Raw genomic sequence first — 20,065 nt, 5'->3', positions numbered from 1 at the left:
TTCTCGTCTTTCTTTTTTGATTTACTTTGCAGTGTTGTTTTAATCTCCTAATATACTTAAAGGTTATGAAGTTGAATTTTGCTAAAAGAATGTCTTATATAAAGGCTTCGGAAATAAGAGAGATATTAAAAGTCACCGAACAGGAAGATGTGATTTCGTTTGCAGGTGGTCTGCCTGCTCCAGAACTTTTTCCGATAGATGAAATCAATGAGATCAATCAGATCGTATTGAAAGAGGCAGGTACGAAAGCGCTCCAATATACTACAACAGAAGGTTATGCTCCTTTGCGCGAATGGATTGCCAACCGGATGAACGAACGTTTGGGCACGGCTTTCGATAAAGATAATATTCTGATTACCCACGGCTCACAACAGGGATTGGACTTATCCGGAAAAGTTTTTCTGGACCAGGGAGATATCGTACTTTGCGAAAGCCCAACATATTTGGCTGCAATCAGCGCGTTCAAAGCGTATGGATGTAGCTTTATTGAAATTCCCACGGATGAGGACGGTATGATGATGGATGTTTTGGAAGAAATTTTGAGCAATACTCCTCATATAAAGCTGATATATGCAATACCTACTTTTCAGAATCCTACCGGAAAGACGTGGAGCCTGGAAAGACGCAGGAAACTGGCTGAATTATCCGCAAAGTATGGTGTTGCAGTTATTGAAGACAATCCGTACGGCGAGTTAAGGTTTGAAGGAGAGTCTTTGCCATCTATAAAGTCTTTTGATGAGGCTGGAAATATCCTGTGTACAGGTAGTTTCTCTAAAATATTCTGTCCCGGTTTCCGGATTGGCTGGATTGCGGGGGATAAAGAGATTATCCGCAAATACGTATTGGTCAAGCAAGGTACGGATTTACAATGCAACACGATTGCCCAAATGACCATCGCCGAATACCTGAAGCGCTATGATATTGATAAACATATTGCCAAAATAGTAGAAGTATACAGAAAACGCAGAAATGTGGCGATTGAAAGTATAGAACGTTATTTCCCTGATACTATAAAGTTTACTCGTCCCGAAGGCGGATTATTTACATGGATAGAACTTCCCGAAGGGATTTCGGCACGTGATGTTTTAGTCAGAAGCCTGGAGAAAAAGATTGCTTTTGTTCCGGGAGGCTCCTTTTATCCGAACGGAAACAAGGAAAATACGCTTCGGATCAACTACTCTAATATGCCCGAAGACAAAATAGAGAAAGGACTTAAAACCCTCGGCGAAGTGGTAAAGGAGTATATCAGTCAATCAAAATGATTCTTTGATAATGTTTCCCAAAACCTGCAAGCGTTCTTCAATGAAAGCACTCCATTGCTGACCGAAACTCAAGCGCATACAGTTTCTGTACTGGTCGTGCAGAGTAAACATGCGTCCGGGAGCAATGCTGATCTTATGTTGCATCGCTTTGTAATATAGCTCCGTGGTATCAATCTTTTTATTCAGTTCCACCCAAAGCATAAAACCTCCTTGTGGAGTGATGATTTTAGTGTCTTCGGGAAAATAGTCGGTAATAGCTTGTGCCAAATGAAGACTATTGGAATGTAGCTCATGGCGCAACTTGCGTAAATGATTCTCATACCTGCCGTTCTCCATGAAGTTGGCAATGGCTTCTTGGTTGAGGGTAGGAGTGGATATTAAATGAATATGTTTCTGACGAATAATAGCATCCTTAAACTTACCGGGGGCAATCCAGCCTACCCGGTAACCGGGAGCTAACGTCTTTGATACAGAACCACACCATAACACAAGTCCCTTTTCATCGAAAGCTTTGCATGGCTTAGGGCGTGAATGTCCGAAGAATACATCGCCGTATAAATCATCTTCAATCAGAGGAATATTGTGTTCCGCCAACATCTGTACTATCTCTTTCTTATGTTCATCGGGCATGCAACTCCCAAGCGGATTACTGAAATTACTGATAAGCAGGCATAGATTGATCTGCGGCAATACTTTTCTTAAAGCATCGGGTTCGATGCCTGTTACAGGATTGGTCGGCAGTTCCAGCACATGAAGCTCCATACTGTTGGCCAACTGTAATATCCCGAAATAAACAGGACTTTCAACAGCTATCGTGTCTCCTCTTTGAGCAATAACAGATAATGCTAAAGAGATGGAATTGGTTACTCCTGTGGTAGTAACAATATCATCTTCGGTCAGATTTCCATTCCAGCTATACGCAAAACGGGCAATATAGTTTCTCAAACGAATGTTTCCTTGAGGGTCTTCATACCTGGTGCCGTTTCCCGGAAGTGAATACATGGCCTTGGCCAGTTCTTTATTGAGTTTGGCAATAGGCAATAAAACATCTTCCGGTATTCCCAGCGAAAAACGGGTGATAGACGAATCTTCGATGGAATGATATACTTCCATGATTAAGTCTGTTTCTTCCTTTCCCGGAGATTGGGCGGAAGGCTGTGTTGTTGCCGGCGCAGACAAATTTAGTGGCTTATAATTGACAATGTACCCTGATTTGGGGCGGGAAATGATGAATCCTTCCTTTTCCAATTCATAATATACTTGAATGGCTGTGTTTAAACTTACGCCATATTCATTGCTGATAGTACGTAAAGAAGGTAATTTCTCGCCTGCTTTCCATATACCTGTTTTTATTTGCCAGGCGATAGTGCCGGCTATCTTTTGATATAGGATTTCTCTTTTCATGTTTATTCTGTACTTGGCAAAGATACAAAAATGATGTCTGTATCTGTTGTTGTTTGATTGCAAATAATTCATTCAGTCATTTTTTATAATTGCTTGCTATTCAGTTATAAATTTATTCCATATCATTATATTTTAGACATGACAAGATTATCATTGAAATATATTTCAACATATACATTCCTACGATAGAAGCGTCAAAAATAAAAGAGACGAACAATTTTCTTAATTTAAGTTTAGGACTTCAACAGTCGATTCGTTTCTCGGTGAGAAACACTTCGTTTCTCGGTGTCGAAAAGGTTGTTTCTCGGTGAGAAACGGGTCATTGGTTTTAAAGGAAAAGCCCGAATAGTAACCGCCTGGATAACAGTGTTTTACAAAATAACGTTATCTATCAGAAATACATAGGAGTTTTATTGACATTTTTTTGGCAACACCGTTTATTTCTATTGCATCTACTACTGTAATAATATTTACATTAGAACTAAAATATGGCATTTATAAAAGAATCTGTTTCATTCCTTTCCGTACCGTTTTGAATCAAATAACAATAATTGGAGCTTGGGAAGAATCTACATGATGAAGTAGATGAAATCAACATTTATAATAGTGGCATTTCTATTCTCGTCACCTGTTCTTCTTCGGGTACGTTGGGATTGCTGTAATAATATTCGATGGATGTTCCCGAAGGTTTGTAACCGTTGTTTTTTATCCATTCCATCATCTCGTTGTACAGGGCAGCCAGTTCCTTGTAAGTTCCTCTATGTAGGCAGGAAACTATTTTTTTTTCTGGTATCGTTATAGACCGTATATCCCCTTCACCTTGTAACTCTCTGGTTGACTTTAGACCAATAATCATTCTGATATTTTGTTCTGTCACGCTTTCGAAATTAGGATATTCAGCGTAGGGGATGTCGGTAGTGACCTCGCCTTGTTCCTTGAATAAAGAGTCTATTTTTACAAAGTTCTTTCCGATAGCTTCCGACATTCCCTTCAAATCTGTTTGTACTTCAACAGCCAAAGCGGATTGTTTCGGTTGCTTCAATAGCATGATTTCTGAAATTTTTCCCATAATACATTGTTTTTAGAGGGTTGATAATTAATTATTTCTTGATGACCGGAATATAGATGTCGGTAATTAGTTCTGTTCTAAGGGTGGAGGCAGGGCGGTTCATATACATTTCAAAGCTAAAGGTGCTTTGAGGACGATATTTACTTTCCGGGAACCACTCTTCATAAATAGTCCGGTAGAATTTATGCAATAAAGAGTAGTCACCGATATGCCTGAATATAGCATAACGACCACCGGGAACTTCTATCACTCCCGGCTGGAAATCATTTTCTTTGTTATCGATTATGACCCCGAGATAGAAGCGACATTTATCTATTGGGGTGATGGCCGGGTCGTCCATACTAAGGCTGACAAACTTATCATTCGACTTTTCTTCATTGCGCTGTCTAGCATAGTTGGTGAGCCTGTCCCATATTAATTTGTATCGGAGTTCATCCTTATACTTTTCACCCACCTCGATACAAAATACTTTCATCGGCAGAATCGACCGGATTTCAGGAGTGATAACCGCATGCTGTTCGTCATACATCGGCTTATACTTCTCCCTATATTGAGAGGTTGACACTCCAAAATGTTTTTTGAAGGCTTTTGCCAGACTGAATTTAGTCTGATAGTTTGTTTGCTCCGAAATCTGATTTAATGTAAAGTCGGTGGATACTAACAGATGTGCTATATGTTCGAGGCGCAAACGTTGTATGTAGCTTCCAATATTTTCTCCGGCAACAGTTTGAAACACTCTTCTGAAGTGATATTTGGAAAGTCCGCTTATCGTGCTAAGCATGTCTGTATCCAAAGTGTCGAATAAATGATTATTGATATAAACGATTATATCCTGAATCTTCTGATGATGGATATTACAGGTTTCCAACTTTTGTTTCCACCGTTTCAGATTGGGTAACCGTTCGTTTAGTATGTGCCTAAGTTCCTCCGGCGAATAAGCAGTATCTGCATATTCATTGTACTTGTCGGTGTATTTTATCCAGATATTAATCATTTCCGACATCGGAATGTCGACGATATATTTTCCATCTTTCAGGCAGTAGTAGCAATATTCGTCACTTCGGGAACCGTCGGAGTTAGTACCCAGATATTTCTCTATATCAAAGCGGAGAGGCATCCCGCAACTTTGACAATACCTTTTATTTATATCTGATTCAATCATCGATTGGGTTTTCGTTTGATGGATAGCAGTCGCTCCATATCATTAAATAAGCAAGTGTCTTTCAATTCGAACATAAGCCACTTCCCATCGTGGAAAGTAGTCGTCTCATCGTATATCTTTTGAGTCTCATTGGAGAATACTTCTCGCAGAGATTCAAATTTGGCACGCTCATCTTTACCTAAAATGACCAAGAAGCCAATCGTTTGTTCTTTGGCGTATAGGGCACACAGCGTTTTTCCGCCTTTGCGATATTTATATTCGTATATCCATTTTTTTCCTCCATGGTTCCATAGTTGTTCCATATTGTACTTTTGCTCGATAAGCTGGCAAAGTGAAGTCCATATATCATAAAGTTCCTTACCTATCAAGGCTTCCAGTGTTTCGGGAGTGGGAATCTGCAAAGTTTCTTTCATGGTATTCTGTATTTACTTTTGATTATCCATATCACAAAGGTAGGCTGATTTTCTAATAGATCGTTGTCCAATATAGGCATTTTGTGTGTAGCTGGTGAACAATCTGCCCGGAAATTAATTTATTTTGTAAAAGCGAAATATTGGCAGTATAACCTTTATCTTTGCATTAATTTAAAAACAAAGCCCCAATTAAAGAAAATGAAAACAATATTATTAGCAGTAGGTACGCTCTGCCTCATGGCAGGTTGCTCGTCAAAAGTGGCAAGCTCAAAAGGAATCGTTAGTGATGCAACCATGAATACGGTAACGATTGTTACTGATAAGAATGATACCCTTTCGTTCAGTACGATAGATGCAAATAAAGATGAAGTCAACGGTTTGCTTCTGAATGATACGCTGGAAGTGTTCTATACCGGAAAATATACACCGGGAATGCCGGCTTCTAAATTAGTTCAGTATCCGCAATCTCCGATTGTGGGAGGTGATCGGGATGAACATGGCTGTATCGGTTCTGCCGGATATGTATGGTGTGAAGTGCAAAAAGACTGTATCCGCTTGTTTGAGAAAGGAATCCGCACGGAATCGGTGGACGATAGCAATGCTTCTGCCTTTATTGTGTTTAGTCCTGACTCTACGCAACTGGAACTTTTCTTTTCCAATAATCAGCCCAATGAAATATTGGAGAGACGTGGCCTGCCTTCAGGAGGTTATGCATGGAACGTGGAAGATGACGATACGAAAAATGTACGGCTAATAGATGGTTTGTGGACAATCAGCCAAAGAAATAAGTTAATTTATAGCCAAAAGGCCGGAAACTGATTTTAAAAGCTCCGGCTTTCTGACGCTCTGTTTGTAGAGTAATGTTCTAGGTAATTAAATTAATAAGTGGATATCAAAGATGCTGAATATATAAACTTCCATCATAATCTTTGTATTTAGCATCTTTGTATATATCAACCAGTTTGTTACTGTAATCAAGAATGGTATCTTTGGAGATTTGTGATAAATTTGTAGCCAAAATACCACTTCCCAAAATGCCCGGATTACATAATATACTGTCTTTTCTTATTGAATTCATAGTAAGCTCTACACCTATGTAATCCTTGATACCTGCCTTTTCCAGACTGGATACAATATAGTTGTCCAAAGATTCTTTATCATCTTCGGTCATGAATCCATACCATAATAAACACTAATTGAGTAGCCTGTATCAGGATATCGAGATAGGTTACTCCTGAATCTCCTTTCTTGTCTATTTCGTAAGGATCGATATGAATGAAAGAGGATGAAGGAAGTGAAGGCAATAGCTCTATGGTACCTCTCGAAGAGTCGGCATGATGCATCTCTACAGATGCACTTAATCCGACTTGTTTGGCATAGGTACCCACATTTTCCAACGCACTCTTTTCTAAATCAAAGAATACAAACCTTTTTGCTTGCTTCTCTAATACATTCATTGCCAGGGCAGGAGAACCCAGATAATTTCCTTTTGTCATTTCCGGGTTTTCCAGTTGGTAATAAATGGAATCTTTTAGAGATTTGTCATCATCTGCTTTCTCCAGGAAATGATAGATACCATATTGCTGCTCCGGAGTTTGCGTCATGGAGTAGATGGCACATGCGGAATTGGTTTCTACATATACTTGTGGGGCTTCATTTCTAAGAACTTCACAGAGTATCAGATGTTTCAGTACATCGGGTTGTTTTGCGAAATGAGTGTAAGTTGCCATGTGGGTACATCTTAATATTTATAGAATATAAAAGAACTGCAACCGCTATCCTTTTTAGGCATTCATTAATTCATGGATTTCATGAATATGCAGGTGCAAATGACTTAGATAACCTTCTATCATGTCTTGTAGCGTAACCTTTGTTCCTTCAAAATCACACCAGTAGCTATCCAGTTTTGTCTGGTCTACAGATTTTATAACCTGAATGATATGCAGGTTAAAAAACTTCCATAGTTGAATCAGGTTGTTCCAATCTTCATTTTGGTAATCTTGTAATGCTATCCACAGATCATTATCCTGACGGTAATCGGGAAAGAAAAGCAAATCTTTACTGTATTGCAATCTGACCATGCGTTGGTGATTGTTTGATGCCGAATCAATCAAATGTCCGAGAATCTGTTTGATGGTACGATTTTGTTTATTACGTTTCAACGTGATCGTATCATTTTGTAGCCCGGTTAGTATTTTCTCTTCAGTTTCTATCACATGATAGATTCCTTCTGTTATTTTGGAAAAATCGACGTTTGACATACCATTCTTTTCCTTTAGGTGTTTATAGCAAAATTGCTAATGGTACAAATATAGATAAATGTGTCGATATTTATAAATTAAACGGAACTTTTCAATTCTAATTTTATCCCTCTTTCTTAAACCACCTGTAAAACCATTTACCGACCTTTTCGTAATGTCGGGTTTCGGTATCAGTATATAGCTTAGAGAAGAAAGACGTATCCAATGGCTCTCCCGACTGATTGGGATACAACACGATAAAGCTATTGTTGGAGAAATATTTCCCGAGCTGTCTCGGTAACTTCTCAAAAGAACTGTCATACGAAAGAGTTCCTGGTCGTGCACTGATAATAACCAATAAATGATCGTAACTTACCTGTCCTGTCAATACCAGCAGGTCATTCCAGTCTTCTAAGAGAGAGAAATCGGTAAGCGTCTGTTTATGCCTTTTCTTTATCCACGCTTGTAGGCGGATGGTAGTCTTTTCATTGGCAAAGAAGTGTACGCGGCATCCAAGAGTGCTCCCCATGCGACAAAAGTGCTCCATCCAATGAGGAAAACCGGATTCATATTCGGCTTTAGGAGGGATGGCAACGACAATCCGTTTGATTGTATGGACCGGTATCAGAAATTTAGAGATAATTATTTCACAGTTTAATCCGTTCAATAAGTGTTCGGCAAGTATTCCAAAGTATGAATCTGTGATGTTTTTCTTGCGGTGCAGGCCGGTGATAATACTCGTAATCTCATTCTCCTTGACTGAATGGATAATACCGGAAGCTATATTCAAATCATACCGGGTGACCTTTTTGAGTGGTACATTTGCTTCCGTTGCTGTCATTTCGGCTTTTTCCAGATAATGTTTGCTTCGAATTCGTAGATTATCAGAGTTATTATCGTCGTTGATAACATTTAATGCCAGGAGATTGTCTTTCAATTTGGGGTCACGTATGACTAGAGAAAGATTCACCATGTCCTCGATAGTGTCCGGGTTGGCTATGGATATTAAAATCTTCTCTGTTTCTTTTGACGATTCATTTTCAGGTTGTGAATCATCCATCGCCATTTTTCTGGCTGTCCGCTCGGTAATCAGTGAACTCACTACGCAAGTGACCAGGATAAGCAAGACTGTTCCGTTCAGTACATCATCATTCAATAAACGTTCGCCGGTGGGCAGAATAATGTTGTATCCAACTAACACAGCCGCCAATGTGGCTGCCGCCTGTGCATTACTCAAACCATACATCAGATTTCGTTCAAGAACAGACATCTTATATATCTTTTGAGTGAGCCAGCAAGCAATCCATTTGCCTGTCAGCGCCATGATTATCATCACGGCGGCAACTTTTAAGGCATCCCCCTCTCCGAAAATAACACGTAAGTTGATTAACATTCCCACTCCGATAAGGAAATAAGGAATAAAAAGTGCATTACCAACGAACTCTAAATGATCCATCAATGGAGAGACGTGGGGGATGAGCCGGTTAAGTACCAATCCTGCGAGGAAAGCTCCCAAGATACCTTCCATACCAACAAGCTCCATCAACCCTGCTCCTAAAAAGACCATCGCAAGCACGAAAATAAATTGCATCACGTTGTCATTGTACCGGTGAAAGAACCAACGACCGATGCGCGGAAAGAAATAAATGATCAGTGCCCCTAGAAAGATTACTTTTACCACCAGCCAAATCCAAAACAACCCTCCGGTTTCTCCTTTGAACAATCCGCCTATAACAGCCAGTACCAGCAGCGTGAGTGTATCCGTAACGGCCGTTCCTCCTACGGCAATACTTACGCTACGATGGCGTGATATGCCGAAGCGGGTGACTATGGGGTAGGCCACGAGCGTATGGGAAGCATACATGCTGGCTAATAACACAGAGGTGATTATACCATATTTCAGATAAGATACATTTGCCACGAATCCAATCCCGATAGGAACGATAAAAGCCAGTAATCCCAGTACCAATGCTTTGTTTCGCGTCTCTTTGAAATCTCCCATATTCATTTCCAGACCAGCCAGGAACATGATGTAATAGAGTCCGACTTTCCCGAATAACTGAAAGCTGCTGTCTCGTGCCAAGATATTAAATCCATGTTCGCCAATAGCCAGTCCTGCCAGGATCATCCCGATAATATGAGGGATGCGCAGTTTATTCAATAATATCGGAGCAAACAATATAATTAGGAGTACAAGGAGAAATATCCATGTAGGGTCGGTGATAGGGAATGTTAAATCAAGGCCAATCCAATCCATAATTTGACGAGTTCGTGATATTTGTTCCGCAAAATAACCTAAAAAAATGCTTCTAAAAAAGCATTAGTTAATAAAATTCGTCATTTATTTTTTCTCCAGATTCATGATTGCCGGAATGAAGAATGCAAGTGTTCCTGGGACATACATTTTTAAATATAGGATGATTTTATCCGTGTGTGCGTTTTGGGGTGATAGTGATTTTATTCGGCTCTACTTTTAGCAATAATAGTAGTACCGGATATGTCTACTCTTCAAATCCTAAATCATGTTCCTGTATTCCTCTTGTTTTTTCTTGGGTAACTTCTTTATAACTTCCTCTACCGAGTGGCTAATCAGTTCTTTGATGAGCCTATCAGGAACGTCACCTTCTAAATAGACAGTTATCCAATGTTTCTTATCCGAAAAAGGTCCCCAAAAAAGGTCTTCGTATTGTTCTATGAGCTCTTCTGATTTATCAGGATTACATTTCATATCCGCCCAGAATCTTCCGTTTTTAGGACGTAATGTAGCAAAAGTGAACATTTTATCCATAACCTTGAAAACCAAAGTATGTTCATCAAACGGCATACATTCTGTTGCTCCTTTGACTGACAGGCAATATTCTCTATACTCTTCGATATTCATGACTTCTCTTTTTTGATTCATTCAAAACACAAATATATTACTTTCTGTTTGCTTTTGAAAAATATGTTTCTATCTCAAAGTACCCGTTTCAATTTCGCCCTTATCCGGCTTAAACTTACCGGAGTTATTCCCAGATAAGAAGCAAGACACTCCAATGGTATTCTCTGTAATAGCTCCGGATTATTTTGTATCAGCTTCATATACCGTTCGGACGCGGTGGTGAATAAGAGAGAAATAAGTCTTTCCTCTGTTTGCAGGAACTCTGATTCGGCAAACTTGCGCCCCCAGTTGGCAATATGGATATCTTCCTTGAATAATTCGTGTAAGTCTTTGCGCTTTAATAGATACAACACCGAGTTTTCCATCAGTTCCATCGACTCATACCCCTGTTGATTATTTACATAACTTTTCAATGAGACAATGGTTGACCCTTCTTTCCCGATCCAGAACGTTACCTCTTTTCCGTCTATGGGAATGTAAGCTCTAGCAATTCCTTTCTCGATGAAAAAGATATTCGTTTCAGTCTTGCCAGCCTCCAATATATGGTGACCTTTGGGATATGTGACCTTTGACAGATATTTAACCACCCTCTCCACCGAAGTCTCCGGCATCCGATATATCCTGTTTATAATCTCGTGTATATCCATATCGCATTGAATCATTATTCTGCAAAAATACAAAAAGTTATATTAGGAAAAGAAGAATTGATGATACTCTTACACCGTCATTTCTTATCAAATGTAAAGTGAAAGCTCCGGGCGTCTTGTTAATTTTGCAGCCTAATATTAAAATAGAATGATATGAATTGGATTATATTGATTATTGCCGGACTGTTTGAGGTTGGTTTTACCTTTTGTCTAGGCAAGATTAAAGGAGCGACAGGCACCGATTTTTATTTGTGGGGAGCGGGATTTGTAATCTCTGTAATCTTAAGCATGTTCCTACTGGCAAAGGCTGCGCAAACATTGCCTATCGGCACTGCATATCCTGTTTGGACGGGGATAGGAGCGGTGGGAACCGTATTGATCGGTATCCTGTTCTTTCATGAACCGGCAACTCTGGGTCGTTTGTTTTTTATGACGACTCTGATTATTTCAATCGTAGGGTTGAAACTGATATAATCAGACGAATAGGATTTAGTTTTAATAGATAGAAAAGAGTAATAAGGACTTTTTCAGTGTAAGTCATATATTGTTGAAAAGATTCCATCCGGTATAATATTGAGGAAGTTTGGAACTGACGAGGTCGATTATGTAATATCTGCTTTCGTAATTCTGCGATTATTAGGCATTTATAAGAAGTCGTTTTGATGGGAAAAAGTTTGGTTTCTAAAATAAATGTATATATTTGCAGAATGTGGGACGCATCTCGTCCGGATTCGAAACTAAACTAAAATTCTATTTACTGTTATCTATTAAACATGAAATCCACTGATTCTGAACCTCAAGGGAGCGGTATGGAACTGGAACAGTACCGTACCAGCCTCGAACAGATGGTTGAAGAGAAATCTAAAGACCTGATCGCTATTCAGGAGAATCTCGAAGCAACCAACCGGCGGCAGGCATTATTTATCAAGGTACTGCAAATTCTGCAACTGGAACCGGATATACCTACTGCTATGAATATGGCACTGGCCGAAATTGGCCGTTACACTGGTGTCGACCGTTTGGCGACATGGGAAAACCATCTTGACGGAGTTACGTACGGCTGCACCAACGAATGGTGCAACGACGGTATAGAACCCGCTATCGATTACTTGCGGAGTATGACCATTGAAGCGGGAAAACCTTGGTTCGACATGCTGGAAGAAAACCATATCATTTGTACGTCCGATATTTATTCGCTTGATCCCTTTATTACTCAAATGCTCGAAGTGCAAGGTGTAAAAGCTATCGCTGTCTTCCCCTTGTCACAATTGGGAGTACATTTCGGGTTTCTTTCATTTAACTTTTGCTGGAACAAACAATGGGATGAAAAAGATGTGGAACTGATGAGCCAGATATCGCAAATCGTATCTACTGCTACCAAACGTTGGCAAGTTGAAACATCGTTGCAACAGTCACAGCGAACCATGCAAAAGGTATTGGATAATATCAATGCCAATATTTTTGTGAGCGATTACGATACACTGAAAGTGATTTTTGCCAATAAGCCTTTCAGGGAAGAAGCAGGAGAAGTTCCGGAAAATGCGGAATGTTGGAGAATGTTGAATGCAGGATTGGAAAATGGGTGTAAACACTGCCCGAAGCCGCAGCTGCTCGATGCTAACCGTAAGTTTACAGGCGTTCATTTTTGGGAAGACTACAATCCGGTCACCAAACGTTGGTATACCATCCAGAGCATGGCAATAAAATGGCTCGACGGACGTTGGGCAATCATGGAACTGGCTACCGATATCACCACCCGCAAACAGGTGGAACTGGAGCTGATTCAAGCTAAAGAAAAAGCGGAAGAATCGGACAGGCTCAAATCAGCATTCCTTGCCAATATGAGCCATGAGATACGTACTCCTCTGAATGCCATCGTCGGTTTTTCCAGTCTGCTTGCTGAAACCGATGAGGCGGAGCTGCGTCATGTATATATGTCTATAGTGCAGGAGAACAATGAGCTGTTGCTCAACCTTATTTCCGACATTCTGGACATTTCCAAAATCGAAGCCGGTATGATAGATCTTGTTATGGGACGAGTGGATGTACCACAACTTTGCCGGGAAGTGATTGCTACCTTCTCACATAAAAAACGTGACAGTGCGGTCGAACTGCGTTTTGATGAAAATTCACCGCAGATCGTAATTGATGCCGACAAAAACCGGATCATGCAGGTACTCTCTAATTTCCTGACTAATGCCTTGAAGTTTACCACCAAGGGCTCAATCACACTTTCCTATTCATTGGAAGATGAGAGTCAGGTGCGTTTTTGTGTAACGGATACGGGCAAAGGGATTCCCGATGAACAAAAACATGAAATATTTAATCGTTTTGTAAAATTAGACTCATTTGTACAAGGTGCCGGATTGGGATTATCCATCTGTCAAAGCCTGGTCAATAGGATGGGCGGAAAGATTGGAGTCGAATCCCGTGAGGGGGAAGGGTCGTGCTTCTGGTTCACTCATCCGTATGTTCCCGGTGCTTAACCAAAAAAAAGAGATTGCATATTGAAGCAAACTACGTATATTGTTCCGCAAAGTACGGGACGAACAAAAAACAATAGTTTTCTTGAGAGAGGTGTCTGCAAACTAAAATAACCCATATTTTGTTGTCTTTATACAGTATTGAGTTTTTAGCAAATAAATATATAAATAATGATGAAGATGACAAAGAACTTATTGCTAGGGATTGCTGCCGTATGTGGCAGCACTTTTCAGGCTGTAGCTTGTACGGGAATCTCGCTGACATCCCGTGACGGCAGTTATGTGCAGGCCCGTACGATTGAATGGGCGCGCGGTGTGTTGCAAAGCGAGTATGTGATTATTCCACGTGGCCAACAGCTCACGTCATTCACTCCTACAGGTGTCAATGGACTAACGTTTACGGCAAAATATGGAGTGGTTGGTCTGGCTGTTGTACAAAAAGAATTTATTGCCGAAGGAATCAATGAGGCCGGACTTTCGGCCGGACTATTTTTCTTTCCTCATTATGGGGGATATAAAACGTATGATGCTGCACAGAACCAGCGGACACTGGCAGACCTTCAAGTGACGGAGTGGCTGTTGTCGCAGTTTTCCACTATCGACGAGGTGAAGGCAGCCCTTTCTTCTGTACGTGTTGTAGGATTGGAAAAGACAGCGGTAGTACATTGGCGTATCGGTGAACCGTCGGGGCGTCAGGTTGTGTTGGAAATTGTAGGTGGTGTGCCGCATTTTTATGAGAATGAAGTAGGAGTATTGACGAATGCCCCCGGTTTTGAATGGCAACTTACAAATTTGAACAATTACGTCAATCTTCATCCGGGTGACGCTTCCGTGCAAAAATTGAGCGGTATTACGTTGCAACCTACTGGTGGCAACTCCGGTTTTCTCGGCATTCCGGGTGATGCCACGCCTCCTTCGCGGTTTGTGCGTGCGGCCTTTTACCGGGGGACAGCTCCGCAACGTGCCACAGGCTTTGATACCGTGCAGCAATGTTTCCACTTGCTTAATAATTTTGATATTCCTATCGGTATAGAACATTCGCAGGGTGATATTCCGGATATTCCCAGTGCTACGCAATGGACCTCAGCTATCGACCTCACGAACCGGAAGGTTTATTATAAAACAGCTTATAACAATTCGATACGTTGCATTGACTTAAAAGCTATTGATTTCTCAAAGGTAAAATATCAATCACAACCGTTGGATAAGATACAGGAGCAGCCGGTTGAAATGGTTAAGATTCCCCGGTAAAATATGGAACGGTATGGAGGTGCTCTTGTATAATAGTTGCTCGCATTAAGAATGCTCTCAAATAAATGTTGGTGACGTTTTACCCTCACACCCTCACCCTTTGTGCTCAATCCATTTATTCATCGGGGTTACAGGCGTGAGGGTAAAGGTGAGAGTAGGTGAGGGTAACTTTTTACTCTCACTCTGTCTCGTCCTGATTTGAGTTGACCAATTTTATTCCGTTTTCACACTAACTTCTTTATTCTTACCATAATATCCACTTCCCGGCACATAAATCGGCTGCATGGCTCCACCCATATTTTTCAATTTACCCTCGTCGCGCAGACGTCGGATATGTCGCATGGCTGTACTTCTTGCCATTCCGCAAAGATATTGGAAGTCATGTCTTCGCATAAATGGATGAGTACGGAAGTACTGAGTCAGTTGCAGGTCAATTTCTTCGTTTGTCAGTTGGGTGAAATCCAGTCCGCCTTTGAGGCTTTTCACTTTAAGCACACCGAACTCGTTTTTCAATGTCTGGTCGGCACGAAACTGAATGGCCTTTAGCTTCACTTTAGTCACTTTCCGTTTTGTGTCTACCGTTACAGGTTCCGTGGTTGTCAGGCAGGGATGGAAATAACCGATGCCGTCCAGATGAACTTGGCGTCCTTCCGCCAATTCCTGTCCCATGATGTGCGAAAGCGCATCAAGTACGGCTGTGACATCTGTTTCTGTCAGTGAACAACGTTCTTGAATACGTCGGCGCAGTACGTCGGTCCCTGTGGAACCGTTGTATTTGATGCGCGGATGCAGGGTGTTTCCGTTTTCTCCCTGCTGTTTGTTTGAAGGCTTCGGGTCTTCATACCAATCGAATAATATTGCCATAGCTCTATATTTGTTTTAAATGAACTGTTCTTGTTATGTATTCTCTTAGATAGTAATACATTAATGCTTAATGTTTCTTTTGTTAAGCTCTAATGCTTTGCAAGGGCTCACCCATGTGAACAAGGCTGTTTACGTCTGTGGACGTTTTTATTTACAATTGATAGCCTGTTTGTTCACACGGGTGAGCCCTTGACAACTACTAAGCAAAGATACATAAATAATAAGGCAAATGCAAATAATATGCAGGTATTTATCGGATAAAATGCTTGTTTACCGGAAGATAAAAGCGTATCTTTACAGGAATTAAATAGGTAGATGTAATTGTAGAAAAAATAGACAAAAATAGGATGAAAATTACTTTAATCAGACAAGACAACGGGAGCGGAAAAGAGACTCTTAGCGTTTGTGAGGCAGGCACATTATTCGACAAAATGAAAACGGAAACAAAGGCGGGGCATATCACGGCTTTGCGGGGAATCATACCATTGCTGGAAGGTACGTATGCCCGATACGAACATATTGATAAATTGCCATACATCTATTCTGCTGTGGAATATACCCGTACCAAAGAGGGCGAACGGAAGATGAAGCGGTATAACGGATTGGTACAGTTGGAAGTGAGTAGGCTGGCGAGCGGCTCGGAAGTGGAATTTGTGAAGCGACAAGCGGCGCTTTTGCCACAGACTTTTGCTGCTTTTGGTGGTTCGAGCGGGCGTAGTGTGAAGATATGGGTGCGCTTCGCTTTGCCGGATGACGGAGGATTGCCGACCAAGGAAGCGGAGGCGGAATTATTTCATGTTCATGCTTATTGGCTGGCGGTGAAATGTTATCAGCCGATGTTGCCTTTCGATATTGACTTGAAAGAACCGGTTTTGGCACAGAGATGTCGGATGACGTTGGACGAATCTCCTTATTATAATCCGGATGCGGTGCCGTTCTGCCTGGAACAACCGCTTACGATGCCGGGAGAAGAGACTTTCCGTCAGCGGAAACTGGGAGAGAAAAATCCGTTATTACGGTTGCAGCCGGGATATGAGTCGGCGCAAACATTCACGAAGATTTATGAAGCGGCCTTGAACAGGGCACTTCAGGAAATGGAGGATTGGAAACGTGGGGACGACTTGCAGCCTTTATTGGTTCGCCTTGCCGAGCATTGTTTCAAAGCGGGGCTTCCCGAAGAGGAAGCGATACGGCAGACGATGATTCATTATTATCGCGAAGAAGAAGAGCAGGTGATCCGTTCGATATTGCATAATCTTTATCAGGAATGTAAGGGATTCGGCAAGAAAAGCAGTATCAGTAAAGAGCAGGAGACGGCTTTTCTGTTGGAAGAGTTTATGAAACGTCGGTATGAATTCCGTTACAATACGGTGCAGGACGATTTGGAATATCGGCAGCGCGATTCTGTTCACTTTTGCTTTAAGCCGGTGGATAAACGGGTGCGCAACAGTATTGCGATCAATGCTTTGAAGGAAGGCATCAGTGCGTGGGACCGTGATGTGGATCGTTTTCTGAATTCGGAATGTGTTCCTTTGTATAATCCTGTGGAGGAATATCTTTATGAGACAGGTCGCTGGGACGGGAAGGACCGTATCCGTGCATTGGCTGGTCTGTTGCCTTGTGATAATCCGCATTGGCAGGAATTATTTTACCGCTGGTTTCTTAGTATGGTGGCGCATTGGAGGGGAGTTGATCGGCAGCATGGTAATAATACTTCGCCTTTATTGGTCGGTTCGCAGGGGTATCGCAAGTCTACATTTTGTCGCATTATTTTGCCGCCGGAGTTGCGTTTCGGTTATACGGACAGTATTGATTTCAAAAGTAAACAGGAGGCGGAACGCTATTTGGGACGTTTTTTTCTGATCAATATTGATGAGTTCGATCAGATTAATGTCAGTCAGCAGGGGTTCTTGAAGCATTTGTTGCAGAAGCCTGTGGCGAATCTGCGCAAACCATACGGTAATACGATTCGGGAAATGAGGCGTTATGCTTCTTTTATCGGTACCAGCAATCAGAAAGATTTGCTTACCGATCCTAGCGGTAGCCGCCGTTTTATTTGCATTGAGGTGACGGCTCCTATCAATACGAATGTTACGATTAATTACAAGCAGCTTTATGCTCAAGCGATGGAGGCTATTTATAAAGGTGAACGTTATTGGCTGAATGATGAGGATGAAAACATATTAAAACAGACTAACCGTGAGTTTGAACAGGCGAGTCCGCTGGAACAGTTGTTTCATTGCTATCTTAATCCTGTAGAAGAGGAAATGGAAGGCGAATGGCTGACTGCTATGCAGATTTTGAGTTATTTACAGACGAAAACACGGGATAAACTGGCTATTAATAAGGTAGGACAGTTTGGGCGTGCACTTCAAAAACTGAATATTCCTTGTCGTAAGTCTCGTAAAGGGACGCTTTATCATTTGATGAAAGTAGAGTAATTGATAAAGGTGGTGTGAAAGGGGGCTTTGTCAACCAAAATCAGGACGAGACAGGGTGAGGGTAACTTTTTACCCTCACCTACCCTCACTCTTACCCTCATCACTGAAAGGACGATGAATAGGGGAATGCAGGGAAAGTGTGAGGGTGTGAGAGTAAATCATATATAAAAAATAATTGGAGATTGAATTGAGGGATAGGTTTTCCCACTTTCTGCTTTATATCACTTTGTACGAGTATGAAGGCCAATGCTGTTCCTAAGAATTGTGTGGCGATCGGCAGTCCTTGCCGGGTAATAAAGTATATTGAGAACGATTGATTGTATGGAGGAGTGGGAGGGGAGATTGTCTTTTCTATGTAAGAATAGCAATTTTCGGGTCGTTTATCAGTGATGCGTGTAGTAATTTTGCGGCATTGGAAATAAGAGTGCGAGTATAAAAACGAAAATATTATTAGCTGTTATTTCAACTGTAAATATAATAAACGTATCTTTGGAAGTATGGAAGATAAAACGAATGTGATTAAGATACAGCGTTATCATTCTCCTTGTGGTGATTTGATGCTTGGCTCGCTGGAGGATAAGCTTTGTCTTTGTGACTGGGCGGCTGAAAGTCATAGGGATATCGTAGACAGGAGATTGCGGAAAGTGCTGAAAGCTGGTTATGAGGAAAGTACGTCAGATGTGATACAGGAGGCGATGAGCCAGTTAGATGAATATTTCAATGGCGAGCGGACTGTGTTTGAGGTGCCTTTGCTTTTTGTTGGTACGGAGTTTCAGAAGAGTGTATGGTATAAGTTGTTGGAGATTCCATACGGTTCGACTGTGTCATACGGTGAGCTGGCAAAACAACTCGATTTGCCGAAAGCTGTCCGTGCTGTTGCTGCCGCTAATGGGGCGAACGCTATTTCTATTTTTGCTCCGTGCCATCGTGTCATCGGTAGTAACCGCACGCTTGTTGGGTATGGAGGCGGATTGCCTGCCAAAAAGCGGTTGCTGGATTTGGAATTAAATGGCAAACCTCTGTTATGAATGAGCAAAAAACGCTTGACTATGCACGTATTGCGCAGGCAATCGGGTATATAAGGGAGAATTTTAAAAGGCAACCTGGATTGGATGAGATTGCCGGGGAGGTGGCGTTGAGTACAGCGCATTTCCAACGTATGTTTACGGAGTGGGCGGGAATTAGCCCTAAGAAGTTCTTGCAATATACTAGTATTGAATATGCCAAGAGAATCTTGAATGAAACTCATGCGTCTTTATTCGATGCGGCACAGGAAACAGGGCTTTCCGGTACGGGCAGATTGTATGACTTGTTTGTAAATATAGAAGGGATGACGCCGGGCGAATATAAAAACGGAGGTGAAAGTCTTTCTATCAATTATAGTTTTGCCAAAAGTCCTTTCGGTGAAATCTTCATTGCGTCTACCGATAAAGGTATTTGTTGTATGGAGTTTGCAGACGATCATGACGCGGCTTTTAACTCTTTACGGAAGAAGTTTCCTAATGCAAAGTTTACCTCGATTGTAGATGAAGTGCAGCAAAATGCTTTATTTATCTTCACGCAGGACTGGAGTAAACTCAAAGAAATAAAATTGCATCTGAAAGGTACTGACTTTCAACTAAAGGTATGGGAAACCTTACTGAAAATTCCTGTCGGTGGCTTGACTACTTACGGAGATATAGCCGTAGGAATCAATAATCCGAGAGCTTGCCGGGCTGTTGGAACGGCTGTCGGTGAGAATCCCGTAGCTTTCCTTATTCCGTGTCATCGGGTCATTCGTGCTTCCGGTGAGTTGGGAAATTACCATTGGGGAGAGATTCGCAAGACTGCAATGATTGGTTGGGAGGCTGCAAAAGGTGAGGTAAAGAGGGGATTATAGGGAAGAATGAAGGTGATTTTAGCTCATGTTTTTTTTAGGGCAATGCTGTTTCTTATATTATTAATATAT

General features: G+C 41.4%; 17 protein-coding genes and 1 pseudogene. 8 read left to right on the top strand and 10 right to left on the bottom strand.

Annotated elements, in window-relative coordinates; translation table 11 throughout:
* Positions 1 to 65: 65 nt before the first annotated feature.
* Positions 66 to 1,262 (top strand): PLP-dependent aminotransferase family protein, encoded by a 1,197-nt coding sequence (locus KSX81_RS08010; RefSeq protein WP_004299142.1) that lies wholly within the window; start codon positions 66 to 68, stop codon positions 1,260 to 1,262.
* On the opposite strand, the gene KSX81_RS08005 is transcribed toward KSX81_RS08010, so the two are convergent.
* From KSX81_RS08005 to KSX81_RS07990, 4 genes are all read right to left on the bottom strand, one after another.
* On the bottom strand, positions 1,254 to 2,666 hold the full coding sequence (locus tag KSX81_RS08005) for a PLP-dependent aminotransferase family protein (RefSeq protein ID WP_004299143.1): 1,413 nt from the start codon (positions 2,664 to 2,666) through the stop codon (positions 1,254 to 1,256). The genes KSX81_RS08010 and KSX81_RS08005 overlap by 9 nt on opposite strands.
* Before the next feature lie 598 nt (positions 2,667 to 3,264).
* Positions 3,265 to 3,735 carry a GyrI-like domain-containing protein gene (locus KSX81_RS08000; protein WP_004299147.1) on the bottom strand — a complete coding sequence of 157 codons (471 nt, stop codon included), beginning with the start codon at positions 3,733 to 3,735 and terminating at the stop codon, positions 3,265 to 3,267.
* Between the two features lie 31 nt (positions 3,736 to 3,766).
* Positions 3,767 to 4,897, bottom strand: coding sequence for a GyrI-like domain-containing protein (locus tag KSX81_RS07995; RefSeq protein WP_004299148.1), 1,131 nt, complete (start codon positions 4,895 to 4,897; stop codon positions 3,767 to 3,769).
* Positions 4,894 to 5,310, bottom strand: a complete 417-nt coding sequence (locus KSX81_RS07990; protein ID WP_004299149.1) for a DUF3788 domain-containing protein — start codon at positions 5,308 to 5,310, stop codon at positions 4,894 to 4,896. Before KSX81_RS07990 ends, KSX81_RS07995 begins: the two co-directional genes overlap by 4 nt.
* 198 nt (positions 5,311 to 5,508) lie before the next feature.
* Here KSX81_RS07990 and KSX81_RS07985 point away from each other — a divergent pair, with 198 nt between their 5' ends.
* A complete protein-coding gene (locus tag KSX81_RS07985) occupies positions 5,509 to 6,129 on the top strand; it encodes a hypothetical protein (protein WP_004306429.1) in 621 nt (206 codons plus the stop codon).
* A gap of 73 nt (positions 6,130 to 6,202) precedes the next feature.
* Here KSX81_RS07985 and KSX81_RS07980 read toward each other — a convergent pair.
* From KSX81_RS07980 to KSX81_RS07960, 5 genes and pseudogenes are all read right to left on the bottom strand, one after another.
* Positions 6,203 to 7,040 (bottom strand): annotated as a pseudogene (locus tag KSX81_RS07980) (hypothetical protein).
* A 54-nt stretch (positions 7,041 to 7,094) separates the two neighbouring features.
* Positions 7,095 to 7,571 carry a DinB family protein gene (locus KSX81_RS07975; protein ID WP_004299152.1) on the bottom strand — a complete coding sequence of 159 codons (477 nt, stop codon included), beginning with the start codon at positions 7,569 to 7,571 and terminating at the stop codon, positions 7,095 to 7,097.
* A 103-nt stretch (positions 7,572 to 7,674) separates the two neighbouring features.
* Positions 7,675 to 9,807 (bottom strand): cation:proton antiporter, encoded by a 2,133-nt coding sequence (locus KSX81_RS07970; protein ID WP_217725757.1) that lies wholly within the window; start codon positions 9,805 to 9,807, stop codon positions 7,675 to 7,677.
* A 258-nt stretch (positions 9,808 to 10,065) separates the two neighbouring features.
* Positions 10,066 to 10,431: an MmcQ/YjbR family DNA-binding protein gene (locus tag KSX81_RS07965; RefSeq protein ID WP_052587954.1), complete on the bottom strand. Its 366-nt coding sequence runs from the start codon at positions 10,429 to 10,431 to the stop codon at positions 10,066 to 10,068.
* 74 nt (positions 10,432 to 10,505) lie between these two features.
* Positions 10,506 to 11,078, bottom strand: a complete 573-nt coding sequence (locus KSX81_RS07960; RefSeq protein ID WP_118419181.1) for a Crp/Fnr family transcriptional regulator — start codon at positions 11,076 to 11,078, stop codon at positions 10,506 to 10,508.
* A gap of 153 nt (positions 11,079 to 11,231) precedes the next feature.
* On the opposite strand from KSX81_RS07960, the gene KSX81_RS07955 reads away from it, so the two are divergent.
* The 3 genes from KSX81_RS07955 (at position 11,232) to KSX81_RS07945 (ending at position 14,812) form a co-directional block, all read left to right on the top strand.
* Complete coding sequence (locus KSX81_RS07955) at positions 11,232 to 11,552, top strand: DMT family transporter (protein ID WP_004299159.1); 321 nt, start codon at positions 11,232 to 11,234, stop codon at positions 11,550 to 11,552.
* Positions 11,553 to 11,851: 299 nt separating this feature from the next.
* Positions 11,852 to 13,564, top strand: a complete 1,713-nt coding sequence (locus tag KSX81_RS07950) for a GAF domain-containing sensor histidine kinase (RefSeq protein ID WP_217725756.1) — start codon at positions 11,852 to 11,854, stop codon at positions 13,562 to 13,564.
* 168 nt (positions 13,565 to 13,732) lie between these two features.
* Positions 13,733 to 14,812 carry a linear amide C-N hydrolase gene (locus KSX81_RS07945; RefSeq protein WP_004299162.1) on the top strand — a complete coding sequence of 360 codons (1,080 nt, stop codon included), beginning with the start codon at positions 13,733 to 13,735 and terminating at the stop codon, positions 14,810 to 14,812.
* Between the two features lie 213 nt (positions 14,813 to 15,025).
* Here KSX81_RS07945 and KSX81_RS07940 read toward each other — a convergent pair whose 3' ends face one another.
* Complete coding sequence (locus tag KSX81_RS07940; protein WP_004309082.1) at positions 15,026 to 15,676, bottom strand: HU family DNA-binding protein; 651 nt, start codon at positions 15,674 to 15,676, stop codon at positions 15,026 to 15,028.
* A gap of 347 nt (positions 15,677 to 16,023) precedes the next feature.
* Between KSX81_RS07940 and KSX81_RS07935 the strand changes: the two genes are divergently transcribed.
* From KSX81_RS07935 to KSX81_RS07925, 3 genes are all read left to right on the top strand, one after another.
* On the top strand, positions 16,024 to 18,117 hold the full coding sequence (locus KSX81_RS07935) for a BT4734/BF3469 family protein (RefSeq protein WP_074705888.1): 2,094 nt from the start codon (positions 16,024 to 16,026) through the stop codon (positions 18,115 to 18,117).
* Between the two features lie 497 nt (positions 18,118 to 18,614).
* Positions 18,615 to 19,145 carry a methylated-DNA--[protein]-cysteine S-methyltransferase gene (locus KSX81_RS07930; RefSeq protein WP_015531337.1) on the top strand — a complete coding sequence of 177 codons (531 nt, stop codon included), beginning with the start codon at positions 18,615 to 18,617 and terminating at the stop codon, positions 19,143 to 19,145.
* On the top strand, positions 19,142 to 19,996 hold the full coding sequence (locus tag KSX81_RS07925) for a methylated-DNA--[protein]-cysteine S-methyltransferase (protein ID WP_008777385.1): 855 nt from the start codon (positions 19,142 to 19,144) through the stop codon (positions 19,994 to 19,996). The genes KSX81_RS07930 and KSX81_RS07925 overlap by 4 nt, the downstream gene beginning before the upstream one ends.
* The last annotated feature ends 69 nt before the right edge of the window (positions 19,997 to 20,065 follow it).

The organism is Bacteroides sp. MSK.18.37 (genome assembly GCF_019129155.2).
Classification (GTDB): domain Bacteria; phylum Bacteroidota; class Bacteroidia; order Bacteroidales; family Bacteroidaceae; genus Bacteroides; species Bacteroides ovatus.
This window is presented reverse-complemented; position numbering and strand designations above follow the sequence as displayed.